The following is a 20,199-nucleotide window of genomic DNA, read 5'->3' as shown; positions in this document are numbered from 1 at the left end:
CTTATCCTCCGAACAGGCGTTTGAGGAAACCTTTCTTCTCTTCTTCAATGAAGCGGAAAGGACGTTCTTCTCCCAGCAGACGGTCAACGGTATCGGCGTAAGCTTTACCTGCATCTGCCGTTGTATCAAGGATCACGGGCTCGCCCTGGTTAGAGGCGCGTAATACGGACTGGTCTTCCGGGATAACGCCAACCAGTTTAATGCGCAGGATCTCCAGCACGTCTTCCATGCTCAGCATGTCACCTTTGTTTACGCGACCCGGGTTATAGCGGGTCAGCAGCAGGTGCTCTTTGATCGGATCCTGGCCATTTTCCGCACGGCGGGATTTGGAAGCCAGAATACCGAGAATACGGTCGGAGTCACGCACGGAGGAGACTTCCGGGTTGGTGGTGATGATCGCTTCATCAGCAAAGTAGAGCGCCATCAGGGCACCGGTTTCAATGCCGGCAGGGGAGTCACAGACGATGAAGTCGAACTCCATTTTTTTCAGCTCGTCGAGTACCTTTTCCACGCCTTCACGGGTCAGGGCATCTTTATCACGCGTCTGAGAAGCCGGAAGAATGAAGAGGTTCTCGGTGCGCTTGTCTTTAATCAGCGCCTGGTTCAGCGTGGCATCGCCCTGAATGACGTTCACGAAGTCATATACGACGCGACGCTCACATCCCATGATGAGGTCGAGGTTACGCAGACCGATATCGAAGTCGATAACGACGGTTTTCTTTCCCTTCTGGGCCAAACCAGTAGCGATGGCCGCGCTGGAGGTGGTCTTGCCAACGCCTCCTTTACCCGAAGTAACAACAATAATGCGTGCCATAGAAATTCCTTGTTAAAAAGGGATTAATTCAACGGTTGAACGGTCAACGCGTCGTCTGCCAGAAGCAGGCGAGCCGCTTTGCCATAAAATTCGGCTGGGATCTTGTCGCTCAGCCAATATTCACCTGCGATGGACACCAGTTCCGCCGTCAGGTGAGTACAAAATATTTGCGCGTCCCGATCGCCACTTGCGCCCGCGAGCGCACGTCCACGCATCATACCGTAAACGTGAATATTGCCATCTGCAATAAGCTCTGCGCCAGCGCTGACGTGGCTTGTAACAATTAGATCACAGTTTGGCGCATAAATGCGTTGACCGGAACGAACCGGCACATCAATCATTCGCGTTTTTGTGAGAGCGGTAACGTTTTGCGCCGCAGGAGGGGGCGTTTGTACGGCAGCGGGTGCTGCACGTGGGGTTTTTTCTTTGCCTTCATTAAGAAGAGGCAGCCCCGCACGGTCGATTTCAGCTTTCAACTCGGGATCTTTGCAGCCGCTGATGCCGACAATACGCAGCCCGGTAGAGGAGACCGCCTGCTGGAGACGTGTCCAGTTAACCGGCGCCTCAAGACCGCTGACGTTGATGACGACGGGGGCGTGCTTCAGAAAGGCGGGAGCCTGGGCGATTTTGTCTTCTAACGCCTGACGAATAACCTCGGGTTTTGCATCATGCAAATGAACCACTGATAAGGTGAAGCTACTGCCTTTAAGCTCGATGGGCGTGTTTGACATCCTGGCCTTACTCAATTTGCTATTAACCGCAACCATTCGCTGCGATATTCCGAAGAGTATCAGGCATGTTATAGTCAGGAGTATATTGAGGCAAGCAACCACCCATTAATTCAGAGTAAAAACATGTTTTGTGTGATCTACAGAAGTACAAGCCGTGACCAGACCTATCTTTATGTCGAAAAGAAAGACGATTTTTCACGCGTGCCGGAAGAATTAATGAAGAACTTTGGCCGACCACAGCTGGCGATGCTGCTGCCGCTGGACGGCCGTAAGAAACTGGTGAATGCCGATCTGGAAAAAGTGAAAACGGCATTAGCCGAGCAGGGCTATTATTTACAGCTTCCACCGCCGCCTGAGAATTTATTAAAACAGCACCTCGAGGCGTCCGGGAAAAAATAGCCTCAGCTGTTTTCGGGCATAACACATCAACCGATTAGGGGTCGAGCATGTATCAACATCATAACTGGCAAGGTGCATTACTGGATTATCCCGTCAGCAAAGTGGTCTGCGTGGGCAGCAACTATGCGAAGCATATTCAGGAGATGGGCAGCGCAACCCCAGAAGAGCCGGTCCTGTTTATTAAGCCCGAGACGGCGCTATGCGACATCCGCCAGCCGCTGGCGCTGCCGCAGGGGCTGGGGTCGGTACATCACGAAGTAGAGCTTGCCGTGCTGATCGGCGCCACGCTGCGCCAGGCTTCCGAAGAGCATGTCGAGAAAGCGATTGCCGGCTACGGCGTGGCGCTGGATCTGACCCTGCGCGACGTGCAGGGCAAAATGAAGAAGGCAGGGCAGCCGTGGGAAAAAGCCAAAGGCTTTGATAACGCATGTCCGATTTCAGGGTTTGTTCCGGTGAATGAATTTACCAACGATCCGCAGGACACTCCGCTCAGCCTGAAGGTTAACGGCGAGATCCGCCAGCAGGGCACCACGGCAGATATGATCCACAAGATTGTGCCGCTGATCGCCTACATGAGCCGTTTCTTCACCCTGAAGCCGGGCGATGTGATCCTCACCGGCACGCCGGAAGGCGTGGGCCCGCTCGCCAGCGGCGATGAGCTTGAGGTCGGTTTTAACGGCCTGTCGCTAAAAACCCGCGTGCTGTAACCGCATCTTGCCGCCTGCAAAGGGCGGCAAAACTTGCAACCACGTGCCAGACTCGTTATAAGGTGCGCTTTCTTTTGACGTGTGGACATCCTGATGAACGACATTCCTTTCTGGCAAAGCAAAACTCTTGACCAAATGACCGACGCGGAGTGGGAATCGTTGTGCGACGGCTGCGGGCAGTGCTGCCTGCACAAGCTGATGGATGAAGACTCCGATGAGATCTATTTCACCAACGTCGCCTGCAGGCAGCTGAACATTAAAACCTGCCAGTGCCGCAACTACGAACGCCGCTTCGAGTTCGAGCCGGACTGCATCAAGCTCACCCGTGAAAATCTGCCGACCTTTGAGTGGCTGCCGCACACCTGCGCGTATCGCCTGCTGGCGGAAGGGAAAGAACTGCCGAACTGGCATCCGCTGCTGACGGGCTCAAAGGCGGCGATGCACGGCGAGCGGATTTCGGTGCGCCATATTGCGGTGAAGGAGTCCGAGGTACGGGACTGGGAAGATCACATCATGAATCACCCTAATCGGTGATAATAAAAAACCCGCCGTGGCGGGTTTTTGCTTTTACCTTCCAAACAAATCGCGTTTCTTCGGTTTGAACGGCTGAGCGATCAGCACCAGCAGCGCCACAACGAAGTAGGCCACAAAAATGCCCACCAGCCACTGCGGCATCTCCAGCGTCAGGAATTCCCACTGACGTACGGAGCAGTCACCGGATGCGACAAACACCTGCGGAAGCCACTTATCCAGCGGCAGCCAGCTCGGGAAGCGGGCGGCGAAATCACAGGTCATAAACGGTGACGGATGCAGCTGCATCATGGTGTGCTGCCAGGAAAGCTCAATCCCTTTCCAGGCGCTGTACAGCCAGATGGCAATACCCACATAGCGCAACGGCGTTTTTGGGGCAATTGCGCCCACCAGGCCTGCACCCATAATGCCGAACAGCGCGCAGCGCTCGTAGATGCACAGCACGCAGGGCTTGAGTCCCATCACGTGCTGGAACCACAGCGCAACCATTTCCAGCGCAAAGGCGGTCAGGGCCATCAACAACCACGCTCCGCGACCGCGGGAGCACTGGTTTAAAAATCTCAACATAATCATTTCCCTGGAACATGCTTAGAAAGCGCAGTGTAAACGAATTTTAATGCGCCGCAAGTATACCCGCTTGTAGCAGCCATTGCGTACAGGGAACGAGAGTAATTTTGATGCACAGCAAACCAACAACGGTGAGCACCAGCGTGTACGGCAGCGCCATCCAGACCATTCTTCCATAAGAAAGCCGTATGAGTGGCGCCAGCGCCGAGGTCAGCAGGAAGAGAAATGCCGCCTGGCCGTTAGGTGTTGCAACGGAGGGCAGGTTTGTTCCGGTGTTGATGGCTACCGCCAGCAGGTCGAACTGCCCGGTACTGACGATCCCTTGCTCCATCGCCGCTTTGGCCTCATTGATATATACCGTCCCGACAAAGACGTTATCGGAAATAGAGGACAACAGACCGTTAAATAGATAGAACAGCGTAAGCTGCGAGTCCGGCGAGGCCTGAAGCACAAACGCGATAATCGGTGCGAAAAGGTGTTGGTCAATAATCACCGCCACGACCGCAAAAAAGACCGCCAGCAGCGCGGTAAACGGCAGAGCTTCGGTAAAGGCTTTACCAATAGCATGTTCGTCCGTTACCCCGCTAAAGGTGGTGGCAAGAATAATGACGGAGAGGCCAATCAACCCGACTTCGGCAAGATGCAACGCCAGCGCGGCGATAAGCCAGATGCCGATGATCCCCTGCGCAATCAGACGCAGCGTCTCCTGGCGCGTACGCTGTTTGCGGCTCTGCTCGTCAAATTTATGCAGTTCATTGCGGACCGGTTCAGGCAGCTGTGCGCCGTAGCCGAACAGCCTGAATTTTTCGACCAGAATGCAGGTCGCTAACCCGCAGACCAGCACAGGCACGCTGACGGGGGCCATGCGCAGGAAAAACTCGCCAAAATGCCATTCAGCCGCTTTCGCGATGATCAGGTTTTGCGGCTCGCCCACCATGGTCATCACGCCGCCCAGCGCCGTACCGACCCCTGCGTGCATCATCAGGCTGCGCAGAAACGCGCGGAACTGTTCCAGCACGTCGCGGTTATGCGCCTCGACGTGGCTATCGTCCTGTAAATCCTCACTTGGGCGAGAGGAGGCCACGCGGTGATAAATGCCGTAAAATCCGACGGCGACGCTGATCACCACCGCGACAACGGTGAGCGCATCCAGGAAGGCCGACAGAAAGGCGGCGGCAAGGCAAAACGCCAGCGAGAGGATCGTTTTTGACGTAATGCTCAGCAGCAGGCGGGTAAAGATAAACAGCAGCAGCTGTTTCATAAAGTAGATACCGGCCACCATAAAAATGAGCAGCAGGAGCACTTCCAGATTGGAGGCCAGCTCTGCTTTTACATGCTCTGCGGACGTCATGCCGATGACAACGGCTTCAAATGCCAGCAAACCGCCGGGCAGCAGGGGATAACACTTCAGCGCCATGGCCAGGGTGAAGATAAATTCTGCCACCAGCAGCCACCCGGCGATAAACGGATCCACGCTAAAAATGATGGGATTAACGACCAGGAAAACCAGCAGTATCAGTTTGTACCAGTCAGGAGAATGACCTAAAAAATTGCGCCACAGCGCGCGCCCAAAAGAAATTTCCACAACAGACGTCCTTCCCGTTAAGTAATACAAAACATCAGTATACGCAAAAATCGCGGCCCGGAGGCGGATAAGACCGCATTGTAAATTTCACAAAAATGAAACGGCGATCCCTCTTTTCTCACTTTGCCGCGCTACCTGCCGTTGCACGCCTCTGGTATGATGAGTCCAATTTGCAAAAAGCTGTGTAATGGAAATCTCACTATGGTCATTAAGGCGCAGAGCCCGGCGGGTTTCGCGGAAGAGTACATCATTGAAAGCATCTGGAATAATCGTTTCCCTGCGGGGTCCATTCTTCCGGCTGAACGCGAACTCTCTGAACTGATTGGCGTCACTCGCACCACGCTGCGTGAAGTGCTTCAGCGACTGGCGCGTGATGGATGGTTGACGATCCAGCACGGCAAGCCAACAAAGGTAAACAACTTCTGGGAAACCTCGGGGCTGAACATTCTTGAAACGCTGGCGCGCCTCGACCACGAAAGCGTGCCGCAGCTGATTGATAATCTGCTCTCCGTGCGCACCAACATCGCGACTATTTTTATTCGTACCGCTTTCCGTCAGCATCCTGAAGATGCGCTTGCGGTGCTGGCCAGCGCGAATGAAGTTGAAGATCACGCCGACGCCTTTGCCACCCTCGATTACAACGTGTTTCGCGGCCTGGCGTTTGCCTCCGGCAACCCGGTTTACGGCCTGATCCTCAACGGTATGAAAGGGCTCTATACCCGCATTGGTCGTCACTACTTCGCTAACCCTGAAGCCCGCAGCCTGGCGCTGGGCTTCTACCATAAGCTGAGCAAGCTCTGCACCGAAGGCCTGCACGATCAGGTATATGAAACCGTACGCCGCTACGGCCACGACTCCGGTGAAATCTGGCACCGTATGCAGAAAACGCTGCCGGGCGATTTGGCGATTCAGAGTCGCTAAAATAAAAAACCTCTCAATCGAGAGGTTTTTTTTCGCCCGGTGGCGCTACAGCGTATTCAACCGCGCCGGGCAGCGTTCCAGCAGCTCCACGCTGCCGTCCTCATTCTGCTGCTCCAGCTGCACGTCAAAGCCCCACAGGCGGTGCACGTGCTTCAGCACCTCTTTACGTCCTTTATCCAGCGGTGCGCGGTTGTGCGGGATATAGCGCAGCGTCAGGGAGCGGTCGCCGCGCAGGTCCACGTTCCACACCTGAATATTGGGTTCAAGGTTGCTCAGGTTGTACTGGGAGGAGAGGCGGGAGCGGATCTCCCGGTATCCTTCCTCGTTGTGGATCGCGGAGATCTCCAGATAGTTGTTGCGGTCATCGTCCAGCACGGTGAAGAAGCGGAAATCGCGCATGATCTTCGGCGACATGAACTGGCTGATAAAGCTCTCATCCTTAAAGTCGCGCATCGCAAAATGCAGCGTTTCCAGCCAGTCAGAACCGGCGATATCCGGGAACCAGTACTTGTCCTCTTCCGTTGGCGACTGGCAGATGCGCTTAATATCCTGGAACATCGCAAAGCCCAGCGCATACGGGTTAATCCCGCTGTACCACGGGCTGTTGTAGGGCGGCTGGAACACCACGTTAGTATGGCTGTGGAGGAATTCCATCATGAACCGCTCGGTGACTTTCCCCTCGTCATACAGATGGTTGAGAATGGTGTAGTGCCAGAATGTTGCCCAGCCTTCGTTCATCACCTGGGTCTGTTTCTGCGGATAGAAATACTGGCTCACCTTACGCACGATACGCAAAATCTCGCGCTGCCACGGCTCCAGCAGCGGGGCGTTCTTCTCCATAAAATAGAGCAGGTTTTCCTGCGGCTCGGACGGGTAACGACGCGCTTCGGCAATCGTTTTTTCCTCCTCACGCTTCGGCAGGGTGCGCCACAGCATGTTCACCTGGCTCTGCAGATACTCCTCGCGGCTTTTCTGCCGGGCTTTCTCCTCCTGCAGAGAGATTTTCTGCGGGCGTTTATAGCGGTCCACGCCGTAGTTCATCAGTGCGTGGCAGGAGTCGAGCAGCTTCTCTACCTCGTCCACGCCGTAGCGCTCTTCACAGTCGGTAATGTATTTACGCGCGAAGATCAGGTAATCGACGATGGAGCTGGCGTCCGTCCAGCTGCGGAACAGATAGTTATTTTTAAAGAAGGAGTTATGGCCGTAGCAGGCGTGCGCCATCACCAGCGCCTGCATGGTAATGGTGTTCTCTTCCATCAGATAGGCGATACACGGGTTGGAGTTAATGACGATCTCATACGCCAGCCCCTGCTGGCCGTGCTTGTACAGCCGCTCCGTTTCAATGAATTTTTTACCAAACGACCAGTGCGGATAGTTGATCGGCATCCCGACGCTGGAGTAAGCGTCCATCATCTGCTCGGAGGTAATCACCTCAATCTGATGGGGATAGGTATCCAGGCGATACAGTTTTGCCACCCGGTCGATTTCGGCGAGGTAGACATCCAGCAGCTCGAAGGTCCAGTCGGGTCCATCGCTCAGACGTGTGTTGTCCTTGTTCAGGGAATCAATAGTAGCCATTAGCGCGCCCTCGTTGTGGGTGCTCTCTCTGTCTGGAGAGCCTCCTTTCAAGCATAGATCAACGTGTTAAAAAGCGTGCTGGCGCAGAAATTTTTTCTTTGCGATTTCCCGTTTTTGATACGGCAAAAAAAGCGCACGCATCAGAATTTTATGCTGGTTAAAAATAAAGCTCAGCAGGAGATCCCAAATTATCCCTGTCCCCTGATGCTGGGGGATGTGTGAGGTAAGTCACCATAAAAAAGTCGTATGTTGAATAATATTTTCAACTAGGTTATCAATCTGTAATTAGATGATTGTTCTTTTGCTCATAATGGAGTGGCTATGCGTGTTGTCATACTGGGAAGTGGTGTCGTTGGCGTAACCAGCGCCTGGTATTTAAGTCAGGCGGGACATGAGGTTACCGTTATCGATCGTGAATCCGGCCCGGCGCTTGAAACCAGTGCGGCAAATGCCGGTCAAATCTCTCCTGGCTATGCGGCCCCGTGGGCGGCGCCCGGCGTGCCGCTGAAGGCGATCAAATGGATGTTCCAGCGCCACGCGCCGCTGGCCATCAGCCTTGACGGCACGCAGTTCCAGCTGAAGTGGATGTGGCAGATGCTGCGCAACTGCGACACCCGGCACTATATGGAAAACAAAGGCCGCATGGTGCGTCTGGCGGAATACAGCCGTGACTGCCTCAAAGCCCTGCGCGCGTCGACGGGGATTGAGTACGAAGGCCGTCAGGGCGGCACGCTGCAGCTGTTCCGCACCGAGCAACAGTATGAAAACGCCACCCGCGATATCGCCGTGCTGGAAGATGCCGGTGTACCGTATCAGCTGCTGGAAGCCAGCCAGCTGGGGCAGGTGGAACCCGCGCTGGCCGAAGTGGCCCACAAGCTGACCGGCGGTCTGCGTCTGCCGAATGACGAAACCGGCGACTGTCAGCTCTTTACCCAGCGGCTGGCGCACATGTGCGAGCAGGCAGGGGTAAAATTCCGCTTTAATACCTCCGTCGACAAGCTGCTGTCGGAAGGCGAAAAAATTTACGGCGTGAAGTGCGGCGACGAGGTGATAAAGGCGGATGCCTACGTGATGGCGTTTGGTTCCTACTCCACCGCCATGCTGAAAGGCATCCTCGATATTCCGGTCTACCCGCTCAAGGGCTACTCATTGACTATCCCGGTGAAAGAGGAGAGCGGGGCGCCCGTCTCAACCATCCTGGATGAAACCTACAAAATCGCCATTACCCGCTTTGATAACCGTATTCGCGTCGGCGGCATGGCGGAGATTGTCGGCTTCAACACCGAGCTGCTGCAGCCGCGTCGTGAAACGCTGGAGATGGTGGTGGGCGATCTCTTCCCGCGCGGCGGGTTTGTGGAACAGGCGACGTTCTGGACCGGCCTGCGTCCGATGACCCCGGACGGCACGCCGATTGTGGGCCGCACGCCATACAAAAATCTGTGGACCAATACCGGACACGGCACGCTCGGCTGGACGATGGCCTGCGGCTCGGGCCAGCTGCTGAGCGACCTGATTTCCGGGCGCACGCCGGCAATTCCGTTTGACGATTTAAGTGCTGCGCGCTATCAATCAGGATTTACGCCATCGCGTCCTCAGCACCTGCACGGCGCGCATAATTAAGGAGTTGTCATGTCCCGTCCTGTTCTGGCTCAGCTGGATCTGCAGGCCCTGAAGGAAAACCTGCAAATTGTTCGCCGGGCAGCACCTGGTTCGCGCGTCTGGTCAGTCGTCAAGGCAAACGCCTACGGCCACGGTATTGACCGTATATGGAGCGCGCTCGGCGCGACAGACGGTTTTGCGTTACTGAATCTCGAAGAGGCCATCCTGCTGCGCGAGCGCGGCTGGAAAGGGCCTATTCTTCTGCTGGAGGGGTTCTTCCACGCGGACGATCTGCCGCTGCTGGATAAGTATCGCCTGACCACCAGCGTTCACAGCAACTGGCAGATTAAAGCCATTCAGGATGCGAAGCTCCACGCTCCGCTGGATATTTATCTCAAGGTGAACAGCGGCATGAACCGCCTGGGCTTCCAGCCTGAGCGGGTGCATACGGTCTGGCAGCAGCTGCGTGGCCTGAAAAACGTCGGCGAAATGACGCTGATGGCGCACTTTGCCGATGCGGAAAAACCGGACGGCATTGCTGATGCTATGGTCCGCATTGAGCAGGCGGCTGAAGGGCTCGATTGTCCGCGCTCCCTGTCGAACTCGGCGGCGACGCTGTGGCATCCTGAAGCCCACTATAACTGGGTGCGTCCGGGGATCGTTCTGTACGGTGCATCACCCTCAGGCCAGTGGCAGGATATTGCCAACAGCGGCCTGAGGCCGGTCATGACCCTGCGCAGCGAGATCATCGGCGTGCAGACGCTGAAGGCGGGCGACACGGTAGGCTACGGCAGCCGCTTCCGGGCGAAGGGCGAGCAGCGGATTGGCATCGTCGCGGGCGGTTATGCCGACGGCTATCCGCGTATCGCGCCGACCGGCACGCCGGTCTGGGTGGATGGGGTGCGCACGGGCACGGTGGGGACCGTCTCAATGGATATGCTGGCCGTTGACCTGACGCCATGCCCGCAGGCGGGCATCGGTTCACCGGTCGAGCTGTGGGGCAACGAAATCAAAATTGATGACGTGGCGGCCGCGGCGGGAACGGTAGGGTATGAACTGATGTGTGCCCTGGCACCAAGAGTGCCGGTTGTGACGGTGTAACTTGTATCTTTGCCGGGTGACGCGAAGCCGCCACCCGGCAAAAAAACTACTCCGCGTCCTCTTCCATCGGCCTCAAACCGACCTTCCGCACCGCGTTATCTTCTTTTTCTGCCACCGTCCAGATCATCCCGGCAAACTCCACCTGGTCACCCACAACCGGCGCAGCGCCAAGCCGCTGCTGAATGATTTCTCCCAGCGTTTGCGGGTTGTCACCGTCTTCTGCACCTTCATCCAGGCCATAAATCAGCGCCACATCCGCAAATTTGGCGCTGGCTTCCAAAATAAAATCGCCGAAGAAACGCTGGTCCAGCGACACGGGAGGCGACTGGCTGAACAGCTTGCCCAGCGCGGGCAGGTCGCGCTCGCGGCCAATGACGCACAGAATATCCCCTTCGCGCAGGCGGGTGCTGCCGGTCGGGTGCAGCAGGACATTATCGCGGAACAGGGCGGCAATGCGCGTTTCAGTCGGCATGTGCAAATCGCGCAGCGAGGCCCCCACGCACCATTTGTCGGCGCTCAGCTGGTAGACGAACTGCTCCCACGGGTTTTCCGGGTGAATGTCCAGCCCCACGCGGGAGACCGGCCAGCCTACGGGCGGCACCACCACTTTGGCCTTTTTCGCCGCCCACCCGAGCGACGTGCCCTGGAACAGCAGGGAAATCAGCACCACGAAGAACGCCACGTTGAAGAACAGCCGCGCGTTGTCGAGACCGGCCATCATCGGGAACACCGCAAGGATAATCGGCACCGCGCCGCGCAGGCCGACCCAGCTGATAAAGACGCGCTCGCGCAGGTTAAAACCGCGAAACGGCAGCAGGCCTGCAAATACGGAAAGCGGACGGGCGAAAAAGATCATCCACGCCGACAGCAGCAGCGCCGGAACGGCGATCGGCAGCAGGTCCGACGGGGTCACCAGCAGGCCCAGCACCAGGAACATGCCGATTTGCGCCAGCCACGCCAGGCCGTCAAAGTTCTGCAAAATAGCATGACGGTTGCGAATAGGGCGGTTGCCCATCAGGAACCCGCAGAGGTAGACGGCGAGAATACCGCTGCCGTCCAGCGCGGTGGTGACGGCAAAAATGAGAATGCCGCCGCTCAGCGCCAGCAGAGGGTAAAGTCCCGAGGGCAGAGAAATGCGGTTGATCGTCTGCTGTAACAGGTATCCCCCCGCCAGGCCGATGACAATCCCCAGCCCGAACTGCTGCAGAATATGCAGGGCAAACATCCAGCTCAGGCCCGTCTCGTGCTGCTGGATCATCTCTATCAGTGTGATGGTCAGGAACACCGCCATCGGATCGTTACTGCCGGATTCAATCTCAAGCGTTGAGCCAACGCGTTCGTTAAGCCCTTTACCCCCAAGCAGGGAAAAGACCGCCGCCGCATCGGTAGAGCCAACGATTGCGCCAATCAGCAGGCCTTCCATGAGATTGAGATTGAAAAGCCATGCGGCCATCATCCCGGTGAGGCCGGAGGTGATCAACACGCCGACGGTCGCCAGCGACAGCGCAGGCCCTAAGGCCACGCGGAAGGAGCTCGCCTGAGTTCGCATCCCGCCGTCGAGCAGGATCACCGCCAGCGCGAGGTTACTCACCATGTAGGCGAAGGGATAGTTATCGAAGGGGATACCGCCGATGCCGTCAACGCCGGCCAGCATGCCGATGGCCAGGAAAATAACAAGAATGGGTATGCCAAGACGCGATGAAAATGAACTTAATAAAATACTGCTGGTTACAAGTACAGAACCCAGAATGAAAAGGCTGATTATCGCTGCGGCATCCAATGTTCTCTTTCTCCCACCTCAATGTTAACGCTGTTACTAAAACCCTAACATATTAACAACGGCAACAGCGTTTTATTAAGGGGGTTTTTTATGCTTTTATGACCGGATGACCACCGATCGTTAACCGACTGCCCGAAACATCATGTGTAAGCGTCGCCTGCGCGCCCAGCGCAAGGGTAACGGTCTGCTGTTCATGGCCGAAATCCAGACCGGTGATAACCGGAATATCCAGCCGCGAGCGGATGAAATCGACCATCGTTTCCAGGGAGTAGCCCGCATCATAGTCATTCGGGGCAGAGCCGCTGAAGCTGCCCAGCACGATCGCGGACTGGCGATCGAGAATACCGGCATGATAAAGCTGCAATAACATGCGCTCGACGCGGAACGGATGTTCGTTAATATCCTCCAGCACCAGAATGCCGTCCTTGATTTGCGGCATCCACGGCGTGCCGATGAGCGAGACCAGCATCGCCAGGTTACCGCCCCAGAGCTGGCCCTCACATTCCCAGTGCGGTCCATTGCCTTGCCATTCCACGCTGTAGGTGGGATTGCGCAGCGCGCGCCAGAAATGCTCCACGGTGAACGCGTCCAGTTCCGGCGCGCCGAAGTTACCGGCCAGCATCGGGCCGCTAAACGTGATGACGTTATGCAGCGCCAGAAGACCAAGCTGGATGGCGGTGAAATCGCTGTGGCCGCATATCAGCAGCGGATCCTGCTGCTGGCGCTGAGCCAGGCCCTGCCAGTCAATGCTCTCAAGCAGCCTGCTCGCACCATAGCCGCCGCGCACCGCAAGGACTATTCGGTTTTCGCCCTTCAGGTTCACCAGGCTATTGATATCATTTAGCCTCTGCGCTTCTGTTCCGGCAAAACGCTGCTGGCGGCGGGGGATAATTGTCTGATTTTCTACCTGATGGCCGGATTCCAGTAAGCGCTGAACGCCCCGCTGCGCCGCGTCCTGGTTAATACAGTAGCCCGATGGCGCGATGAGATGAAACTGAGACATGGCAATTCCTTGCTGAATGAGAAACTAATTGTCTATATCATGCCGCGTATACGTCGCCTGCTTCAAGGGCGGCGCACCGCGATGACCGGCTATAAGGATAGATGACGTGAAATTGAGATGGTTTGCTTTTTTGATTGTTTTGCTGGCTGGCTGTAGTTCAAAACATGATTATCAAAACCCGCCCTGGAATCCGGAAGTACCGGTGAAACGGGCCATGCAGTGGATGCCGATCAGTGAAAAAGCCGGGAAGGCATGGGGCGTCAGCCCGCGGCTGATCACCGCCATTATTGCGGTGGAGTCCGGCGGCAATCCTACGCTTGTCAGCAAATCCAACGCGGTGGGGCTGATGCAGCTGAAAGCCTCTACGGCGGGGAGAGAGGTCTACCGCTATATGGGCTGGAGCGGCCAGCCGTCGACCAGCGAGCTGAAGAACCCGGAACGCAATATTTCTATGGGGACCGCTTACCTGAGCATTCTGGAACACGGCGTGCTGAAGGGCATTGAGGATCCGGAAGTGATGCAATACGCGCTGGTGGTCTCGTACGTGAACGGCGCCGGGGCGCTGCTCAGAACTTTCTCCTCTGACCGCAAAGAGGCGATTGAGGAGATCAACGACATGGACAAAGATGAGTTCGTCGAGCATGTGGCGAAAAATCATCCGGCACCGCAGGCGCCTCGCTATATCTGGAAAGTACAGAAAGCGATGGATGCCATGTAATGCCGCAAACGGGCGGCGCTCGCTGCCCGACTTTTCTTACAGAACCTTATTCGCACGTTCCCGTGCTTCCCGTTCCAGCGAATAGATAATGCGCTGCAGCTCGCGCTCCGCGCCGGGCCCGACGTTCATAAAACGGAAGCTCAGACGCGGCGTGGTAATCGTTTCATTTTTGCTGTCCACCACCGTGCGCTCGCTGATGGCAATCAGCTGTGCATCGAAATAAAAACGGCCCCAGCCCGCCATATCCAGTTCTATTTGCGTAAACCGCATGCCTTCTACCAGACCCTCCGGCTTCGGGGTATCCATCAGCGCGCCCATTCCGCCCAGCGACAGGTCAAAGAGACGGAAGCGGATCTCTTTTTTGTCCGGCATTTTGGCCTTACAAAAATAGGCAGGATGAAGGGGGGCGCTGATGCGGAAATATTCACGGCGCTGGACAAACCAGAGATTGCCAGGAAGGAGGGTAACAAAAGCCGGAAGTCCCTGGTATTCGCTCAGTTCCAGTCGCGGCAGGACAAATTCCACTTTGGCCCCATGGGTTTCGGCCATGACCACGATATTCTCTGCTTTCAGCGCCGCGCGGTTTTCATACTCCAGGCTGCCCAGGTCAATAACCAGCCTCTCCTGCGAGACGTCAAGGATCTTGCTGATAAACTGATTATTCGACCAGCTGATGCGCAGCGGCACTTCGCCTTTTTGCAGGTCGCGTAATACCCCTAATACAGCCAGCGGATTTTGCTTGAGGAACTGCTCACTGTAATGACTCACGCCGGATGGCTCCTTGATTGATGACAGACTGTCTTAGTGTTATCGGCAATCCACCCTCAAACTTAATACAAACCGGTGAGATTTTTTTACCGTTGTCCGCAGGATAAGTCGGTGAGACGAAACTGGTTTTCCGGTGATGACCTATACTTAAGTTAGCTGTGCAGAAGGTTTTCTGCACATGCGTTTAATCTGCAAGAGGGCATTGCTATGGGTATTATCGCCTGGATTATCTTTGGCCTTATTGCCGGCGCTATCGCAAAACTGATCATGCCGGGAAACGATGGCGGCGGCTTTATTTTGACCTGCGTACTCGGGGTCGTTGGTGCGGTTGTAGGCGGCTGGCTGGCGACGATGTTTGGTTTTGGTGGTGACATCAGTGGTTTCGACATGCACAGTTTCCTGGTCGCTGTCGTGGGAGCCATTGTCGTGCTGGGCATATTCAGATTACTGCGACGAGCATAAAATGACAGAACGGCTCTCTGCGGAGGGCCGTTTTTTTTGCCGCTATATTGATTTGCTAATCTAAATGATAATAATTGTCGTTCCGTATTGCATGTAATAACAAGACGACATTATGAACTCCTCACGTTTTACGTTATGCACCCTGGCGGGTGCCGTCACGCTGGCATTGCAGGTCCAGGCTTTCGCCAAAGAATCAACCATTGTCGTCACGGGCTCAGAGCAGGGCAGCGCGCTGCCGGCCTGGACCAACAGCGCCACCAAATCGGCCGTTGCCGAAAGTAAAACGCCGCAGGTTATCAACACGCTCTCTGCGCCGGAGATCGAAAAGCGTCACGCGAACTCCGTGAATGAAATCCTGCGCTATGCCCCAGGCGTCTCAACCGAGGTGCGGGGGAATACCTCCTATATGAGCGAATACAAAATTCGTGGCTTTACCGTCGATCAGGCGTTTTACAACGGGCTGCAGCTACCCTATAACGTCACCGGTAACACCAAGGCGCGCATCGATCCGCTGTTAATAGAGAGCGTCGATATACTGAAAGGGCCTTCATCGGTGCTTTACGGCGGCGGTTCGCCGGGCGGGCTGGTAAATATTCAAAGCAAAAAGCCGCAGCGGGAAGCCCGAACCGAGGTCGGTTTTAACACCGGGAACCGTAATCTGAAAGAAGGTTACCTCGATTCGACCGGACAAATTGCCGACAGCGACTGGAATTACCGCCTGCTGGGTAAGGCGACGGAGAATGACGATCAGCCGCACACCAGCCGCTATGAAAATTATCTGGTCGCCCCGTCCGTTACATGGCAACCCGACGGTAAAACCCGCCTCACCCTGGATGCGCTGGCGCAAAACTCCCCGAGCCTGACGCCGTCTAACCCGCTGCCGCTCGCTTATCTGCGGTCCAAATATGCCGATCGCCGGGATTACGCTGGAGATGAGTGGAGCGGGTTTAAGCAGCGGCAGTGGATGCTGGGCTACAGCTTCGAGCATGAGTTCGACAGCGGCTGGGGCTTTAATCAGAAAGCGCGCTATTTCGACGTCGATACCCACCAGAACAGCGTCTACGCGACGGGAACGGGAAGTGAGGTCTATCAGCTTAACCGCTTTGCCTATACCACCGATGAAGATCTTAAGAGCTTCAACATCGACAACCAGGTGACTAAAACCGTTGCGCTGGGCGAATGGAAACACCATCTGCTGGCCGGGTTTGACTATCAGAGGCTGAACTCCCATTTCCACTACCGCTACGCGTCGACTACGCCGGGCATGGATATGCGTAATCCGGACTATTCGCAAATCCACGAAAGCGCGCTGGGGCTCTACACCGCCCAGAAAAACCGTCTCAGCTACCAGCAGAACGGGTACTACCTGCAGGATCAGGTGGAATTTGGTGGCTTAAATCTGTTAGGCAGCCTGCGCTACGACGATTACCGCTCCGTCACCACCGATTACCTGCAAAACGGCGATAAGGCCTGGGTATCGCAGGATCGCGTTACCAAACGCCTGGGGGCGCTTTACGCCTTCGATAACGGTATTTCGCCGTTTATCAGCTATTCAGAAGGTTTTGCACCGGTCTCGCCGCAGGGGACGCTCACGGCGAAAGACGTCAAGCCAACCACCAGCAAGCAGGTGGAAGGCGGGGTAAAATATCTGCTGGCAGAGTACGCCACGACGTTTACCGCCTCGGTGTTTAACATCCGGCAGAAAAACGTCGTCACCTCCGACCCGGGCTTCCTGAACTACCGTCAGACTGGTGAAGTGGAATCCAAAGGCGCGGAGCTCTCCGCCATCAGCCGCCCGACTGACAACCTGACGCTGATTGCCAACTATGCCTACACCCACGTAATTAATACCGAAGATGATAAATACCAGGGCAAGCGTCCTACTCAGGTGCCGGAAAATGCGTTCAACCTGTGGGGGGACTACACCTTCGAGAGCACGCCGCTGAAGGGGCTGATGCTGGGCGCCGGGGCGCGCTATACCGGGCCGATGGAGATTTCACCGTCTAACGATGCGGGTAAGCTGGGGGGCACTACGCAGTACGATCTGGCGGCGTCGTACCGGATGGGCGAAATTCTGCCTTCGCTGGCGGGGCTGACGCTTAAGGCGAGTATGCAGAACATCACCAATAAAGAGACGCTGACCTGCTACGATGCGACCAACTGCTGGATTGGGCGTGACAGGACGTATCAGCTAGGGGCGAGTTACAGCTTCTAAATCCCTGTGAGTTCAAAATGAAGGCCGGGTAAGGCGTAGCCATCACCCGGCAATACTCCCTTACTGCGCCGCAGCTTTCACCGGCGCAGCCTCATCGTTCGCCGCAGGCTGATTTTCCGGCACGCTGTCGCACGGTTTCTCTTTCGGACAAACCAGATCCAGCATTTTCAGCGTCACGCCGTTACTCCAGCCGAACCCATCCTGGAGCGGATATTCACCGCCGCCACCGCCGGTACCGGTAGAAGAGACATCATATTTCTCCACCAGCTTCTTCTCGCGGTCGTAAGTATGCTGAACGTTCTTCAGGAAGCGCCAGGTCACGTCCATTGCAACCTTATCCTGCCCATAGTTCTGCAACCCTTCCGTTGCCACCCACTGCAGCGGCGCCCAGCCGTTTGGCGCATCCCACTGCTGGCCGCTGTTGATGGTGGTGGTGGTAATACCCCCCGGCTTCAACAGGCGCGCGGAGGTGGCCGCGGCCACTTTATCGGCGCGATCCTGTGCCGCCGCCTTCACGTAGAGCGGGAAGAGGGCCGCCGCCGTGAGCTGGTTGCGCACCTTCTTACTCTTGAGATCGTAATCGGCGTACCAGCCCTCTTTATCGTTCCACAGGTGGCGCTCAATGGCTTTTTGACGCGCGGTGGCTAATGCCTCGTATTTACTCGCCGCCGCGCTGTCGCCCGCCTCCTGGCCTGCTCGCGCGAGCAGTTTTTCCATTTTAAACATCAGGGCGTTCAGATCGACGGGCACAATGCTGGTGGTGCGGATGGTGCCGAGCTTTTGCGGGTCGTCCATCCAGCGGGAGCTAAAGTCCCACCCCGAGGCCGCTGCGGAGCGCAAATCGCGGTAGATTTCCGTCGCAGGCCGGTTAGGGTTGCTCTTCGCCGTGGTGATATCGTCAAGCCAGGACTCCGGGCGCGGGGTATCGCGATCGTCCCAGTAGCGGTTGAGTACGGAACCGTCATCGAGCTTCACCACGCGCTGGTTAGCCTGCCCTGGCTGAAGGCTTTCTACACCCTCCATCCAGTAGGTGTACTCTTTTTCCATTTGTGGACGGTATTTTTTCAGCGCGTCTTTGTCATGCGTCGCCAGCAACTCAACCATCAGTGAGAAGAACGGCGGCTGGGAGCGGCTCAGGTAGTAGCTGCGGTTGCCGTTGGGGATATGGCCGAAGGTATCAATCTCATACGCAAAGTTATCCACCATATCGCTGATTTTGTCCCAGTGGCCGCTCTCCGCCAGGCCCAGCATGGTGAAATAGCTATCCCAGTAGTAGACCTCGCGGAAGCGCCCGCCGGGCACAACGTAAGGTTTCGGTAACGGCAGCAGGGAATCCCATTTGTTACTGGCTTTATCCGTGGTGCGCGTCAGCACAGGCCAGAGGTCGTCAATGTGCTCACGTAAGCTTTGTCCCGCAGGCGGCACATATTTTTCACCTTCCGCAGGCAGCGTGAAGTTCATCTCCACAAAGTGGCGCAGGTCAAAGCTTGTCTGGGTGTGCTGCATCCGGTAATCCGCCAGAATCATCAGCGGGTCGCTTTTGGGAACGGCATCGGCAAAGGTTTTCTGATCGGGAAACAGTTTGGCACTCTGCACGTCGTTAAACAGAGGGCCAAGCAAAATATCGGGTGAATTTTTCTGGTAGGCTGGTTGTTCTTCAGCATAACTCATCGTTGCCACACCGAGCAGCGCGCCTCCCAGCGCGAGGTGCAAAAGAGCAGGGCGTAAAGTACGAGGTCTTATCATCGGTTCGTCTCCTGTATTCCTGAGCAGCGTGACCGCTGTTATCAATCACCTGAAAACCTTAGACGAATATTGCCCGCTTCGCGTGTTGAATATCCCATTTTGCGCAGAACCAGACAATTTACCGCTTCGCACGCCCTGTCCGGAAGGATTTGTTGTGCAACAAAAAAAATAATAGAACCCAAAAGGCTATGTAGTCGAAATGGCGATGCTCTCTATTTGCGTATTCACTTTTATAATCAGGATGGATTTTATGAAATTAAAAAAAACGGTAATACTGATAAGTGCATTTTATTCCGGCGCTTAGACAGCAGCAGGCGGCCGCCGCGCAGGCAGCACCCGCCGTTCTTGTGCAGTCCGAAGAGCCGGTGAGCAAAGCCGAACCGCCAAAGCTGACGCTTTCAGGGTTTGGTGATATTAAATTTTATGGTGACGTGGAGTTTAATATGGATGCCGCCAGTAAAACAGGCAGTCTGACCTCCATTAAGCAAAGCGCTAATAGCGACCGGGCACCGGGATATAAATAACGCCGGGATATTAACGGGCGTAATTTATGAGGTTTTGATGGTTATAGAAAAATAGATAACGGCAATTTTGCCGGATTTTCCGTTCAGCCTCTCGGCGGGAAAATGTATCTCGATGATGCGGTATTCTTCTTCGGTTCTGTGAACGACTGGGAAATTAAAGTCGGACGATCTCTACAGCGACGGCTACGGGTTTACTATGACCTGGGACGGGCTTAAAACCGATCCGGAGAACGGCGTGGTCATCAACCTCAACACCGCTTACCTGGACGCGAAGGGCGAGTACAATATTCATACCATCCATACGTCGTACCTGATCCCGAACGTCATGAAGATGAAAAACTTCAACATCTATCTGGGCGCGTATGCGTTCTGGGTCAACGCTTCCCCGAAAGCGGGCGATAAGAAAAACGACGATCGCTACGGTGGCCGCGTGCGCTTTTAATACTCTTT

The 20,199-nt window shown here is 55.8% G+C and carries 18 protein-coding genes and 1 pseudogene; 10 read left to right on the top strand and 9 right to left on the bottom strand.

What is annotated here, in order from left to right; translation table 11 throughout:
- Window position 1: 1 nt before the first annotated feature.
- Window positions 2–814 carry a septum site-determining protein MinD gene (gene minD, locus IM271_RS04210; RefSeq protein ID WP_028013522.1) on the bottom strand — a complete coding sequence of 271 codons (813 nt, stop codon included), beginning with the start codon at window positions 812–814 and terminating at the stop codon, window positions 2–4.
- A gap of 23 nt (window positions 815–837) precedes the next feature.
- Window positions 838–1,545: a septum site-determining protein MinC gene (gene minC, locus IM271_RS04205; RefSeq protein ID WP_028013521.1), complete on the bottom strand. Its 708-nt coding sequence runs from the start codon at window positions 1,543–1,545 to the stop codon at window positions 838–840.
- 123 nt (window positions 1,546–1,668) lie between these two features.
- On the opposite strand from minC, the gene IM271_RS04200 reads away from it, so the two are divergent.
- The 3 genes from IM271_RS04200 to IM271_RS04190 all read left to right on the top strand — a co-directional run bounded on the left by IM271_RS04200 (window position 1,669) and on the right by IM271_RS04190 (window position 3,185).
- Window positions 1,669–1,944 (top strand): YcgL domain-containing protein, encoded by a 276-nt coding sequence (locus IM271_RS04200; protein WP_041909499.1) that lies wholly within the window; start codon window positions 1,669–1,671, stop codon window positions 1,942–1,944.
- A gap of 47 nt (window positions 1,945–1,991) precedes the next feature.
- Window positions 1,992–2,651, top strand: coding sequence for a fumarylacetoacetate hydrolase family protein (locus IM271_RS04195; protein WP_028013519.1), 660 nt, complete (start codon window positions 1,992–1,994; stop codon window positions 2,649–2,651).
- A gap of 93 nt (window positions 2,652–2,744) precedes the next feature.
- Window positions 2,745–3,185 carry a YcgN family cysteine cluster protein gene (locus IM271_RS04190; protein WP_041909501.1) on the top strand — a complete coding sequence of 147 codons (441 nt, stop codon included), beginning with the start codon at window positions 2,745–2,747 and terminating at the stop codon, window positions 3,183–3,185.
- 33 nt (window positions 3,186–3,218) lie between these two features.
- Here IM271_RS04190 and dsbB read toward each other — a convergent pair whose 3' ends face one another.
- Entirely contained in the window at window positions 3,219–3,749 is a 531-nt protein-coding gene (dsbB, locus tag IM271_RS04185) for a disulfide bond formation protein DsbB (protein WP_028013517.1), read from the bottom strand.
- A 46-nt stretch (window positions 3,750–3,795) separates the two neighbouring features.
- Entirely contained in the window at window positions 3,796–5,334 is a 1,539-nt protein-coding gene (gene nhaB / locus IM271_RS04180) for a sodium/proton antiporter NhaB (RefSeq protein WP_048998676.1), read from the bottom strand.
- Window positions 5,335–5,535: 201 nt separating this feature from the next.
- On the opposite strand from nhaB, the gene fadR reads away from it, so the two are divergent.
- Window positions 5,536–6,255: a fatty acid metabolism transcriptional regulator FadR gene (gene fadR, locus IM271_RS04175; RefSeq protein WP_028013515.1), complete on the top strand. Its 720-nt coding sequence runs from the start codon at window positions 5,536–5,538 to the stop codon at window positions 6,253–6,255.
- 45 nt (window positions 6,256–6,300) lie between these two features.
- Here fadR and IM271_RS04170 read toward each other — a convergent pair whose 3' ends face one another.
- Window positions 6,301–7,833: a SpoVR family protein gene (locus IM271_RS04170; RefSeq protein WP_023293929.1), complete on the bottom strand. Its 1,533-nt coding sequence runs from the start codon at window positions 7,831–7,833 to the stop codon at window positions 6,301–6,303.
- Between the two features lie 321 nt (window positions 7,834–8,154).
- Between IM271_RS04170 and IM271_RS04165 the strand changes: the two genes are divergently transcribed.
- Window positions 8,155–9,453, top strand: coding sequence for a D-amino acid dehydrogenase (locus IM271_RS04165; RefSeq protein ID WP_049138818.1), 1,299 nt, complete (start codon window positions 8,155–8,157; stop codon window positions 9,451–9,453).
- 9 nt (window positions 9,454–9,462) lie between these two features.
- Complete coding sequence (gene dadX / locus IM271_RS04160) at window positions 9,463–10,533, top strand: catabolic alanine racemase DadX (RefSeq protein ID WP_028013513.1); 1,071 nt, start codon at window positions 9,463–9,465, stop codon at window positions 10,531–10,533.
- A 46-nt stretch (window positions 10,534–10,579) separates the two neighbouring features.
- On the opposite strand, the gene IM271_RS04155 is transcribed toward dadX, so the two are convergent.
- Together IM271_RS04155 and ldcA are read right to left on the bottom strand one after the other, a co-directional pair.
- Complete coding sequence (locus IM271_RS04155; RefSeq protein WP_048998678.1) at window positions 10,580–12,313, bottom strand: potassium/proton antiporter; 1,734 nt, start codon at window positions 12,311–12,313, stop codon at window positions 10,580–10,582.
- An 88-nt stretch (window positions 12,314–12,401) separates the two neighbouring features.
- Entirely contained in the window at window positions 12,402–13,316 is a 915-nt protein-coding gene (gene ldcA, locus IM271_RS04150; RefSeq protein WP_028013511.1) for a muramoyltetrapeptide carboxypeptidase, read from the bottom strand.
- Between the two features lie 106 nt (window positions 13,317–13,422).
- Between ldcA and emtA the strand changes: the two genes are divergently transcribed.
- The gene (gene emtA / locus IM271_RS04145; RefSeq protein WP_028013510.1) at window positions 13,423–14,034 is read left to right on the top strand and encodes a membrane-bound lytic murein transglycosylase EmtA; all 612 of its coding nucleotides are present in this window, start codon (window positions 13,423–13,425) and stop codon (window positions 14,032–14,034) included.
- Window positions 14,035–14,070: 36 nt separating this feature from the next.
- Here emtA and IM271_RS04140 read toward each other — a convergent pair whose 3' ends face one another.
- Window positions 14,071–14,802, bottom strand: a complete 732-nt coding sequence (locus IM271_RS04140) for a flagellar brake protein (protein WP_193052216.1) — start codon at window positions 14,800–14,802, stop codon at window positions 14,071–14,073.
- A 207-nt stretch (window positions 14,803–15,009) separates the two neighbouring features.
- On the opposite strand from IM271_RS04140, the gene IM271_RS04135 reads away from it, so the two are divergent.
- Window positions 15,010–15,264 (top strand): GlsB/YeaQ/YmgE family stress response membrane protein, encoded by a 255-nt coding sequence (locus IM271_RS04135; RefSeq protein ID WP_028013508.1) that lies wholly within the window; start codon window positions 15,010–15,012, stop codon window positions 15,262–15,264.
- Window positions 15,265–15,376: 112 nt separating this feature from the next.
- Window positions 15,377–17,479, top strand: coding sequence for a TonB-dependent siderophore receptor (locus IM271_RS04130; protein WP_193052215.1), 2,103 nt, complete (start codon window positions 15,377–15,379; stop codon window positions 17,477–17,479).
- Window positions 17,480–17,539: 60 nt separating this feature from the next.
- Here IM271_RS04130 and IM271_RS04125 read toward each other — a convergent pair whose 3' ends face one another.
- Window positions 17,540–19,225, bottom strand: coding sequence for an alpha,alpha-trehalase (locus IM271_RS04125; RefSeq protein WP_193052214.1), 1,686 nt, complete (start codon window positions 19,223–19,225; stop codon window positions 17,540–17,542).
- A 281-nt stretch (window positions 19,226–19,506) separates the two neighbouring features.
- Here IM271_RS04125 and IM271_RS04120 point away from each other — a divergent pair.
- Window positions 19,507–20,191: pseudogene (locus IM271_RS04120) on the top strand (carbohydrate porin).
- Window positions 20,192–20,199 lie beyond the last annotated feature (8 nt).

It is taken from the genome of Enterobacter cloacae complex sp. I3 (assembly GCF_014896175.1).
In the GTDB taxonomy this organism is placed as follows: domain Bacteria; phylum Pseudomonadota; class Gammaproteobacteria; order Enterobacterales; family Enterobacteriaceae; genus Enterobacter; species Enterobacter bugandensis.
The sequence above is the reverse complement of the archived record's forward strand: the minus strand, read 5'-3'. Positions and strand labels throughout refer to the sequence as shown.